Source organism: Campylobacter concisus, from assembly GCF_002912425.1.
Lineage (GTDB): Bacteria > Campylobacterota > Campylobacteria > Campylobacterales > Campylobacteraceae > Campylobacter_A > Campylobacter_A concisus_AH.
Map to the genome: position 1 here is coordinate 1 of NZ_POYR01000027.1, position 631 is coordinate 631.

Consider the following 631-nt stretch of genomic DNA (forward strand, 5'->3'; position numbering starts at 1 on the left):
CTTTTCAGCCTATAAAATTTAAATTTATTTATATTTACTATTAAATTTTAAAATTAGAAGAAATTTTCATCAAAGGAGAGAAAATGGCACTAGATAAAAAGCTAGTAAATTTCGGTGAAGAGCATGAGCTAAATGCGATCCTTTCAAAATTTGGCAAATCACAAAGCCAAAAAAACAGAGCAACACTTGGCGAGCTTGGCAAAAAATGCAAGGAAAAACTTGCTAAAAGAGTACTAACTCAAGACGAATTTGGTGAGTTTGTAAAAGCTCATCTAAAAGAGCTTGAAGACAAAAAAGCTTAAATTTCTGGGGGGCAACCCCAGAAAATTTACTTGCAATTCTCTTTTGTCAAATTTATCACAGTAAAATTTTTGCCATTTGCGTAGTTGTATATCCACGAGGCTTTATCGATAAGAGGATTTTTACTACCGCAAAAGTCCTCTTTTAGCATTTCAGTCTGCAACTTTTTAAACTCATCTATCTGCTCTTTAGTAAATTTACTAAATTTAATATCTTCACTATCATTTATAACAAACGTGGTTTTTAGGGTCTCATTTTCACATGTAGCACCTGTTATTACGCTATTTTCATCGACTCTTGTAGGAGCTGGCTCATCAATCATGCTTACAAC

2 protein-coding genes are annotated in these 631 nt (G+C 32.8%); one reads left to right on the forward strand and one right to left on the reverse strand.

Going from position 1 to position 631, the window contains the following annotated elements; genetic code table 11:
* The first annotated feature begins 83 nt into the window (after window positions 1–83).
* Entirely contained in the window at window positions 84–302 is a 219-nt protein-coding gene (locus tag CYP84_RS01445; RefSeq protein ID WP_103636428.1) for a hypothetical protein, read from the forward strand.
* 26 nt (window positions 303–328) lie between these two features.
* Here the strand turns inward: CYP84_RS01445 and CYP84_RS10665 are convergent.
* The coding region (locus tag CYP84_RS10665) for a hypothetical protein (RefSeq protein ID WP_180996356.1) at window positions 329–631 on the reverse strand (303 nt) is incomplete at its 5' end.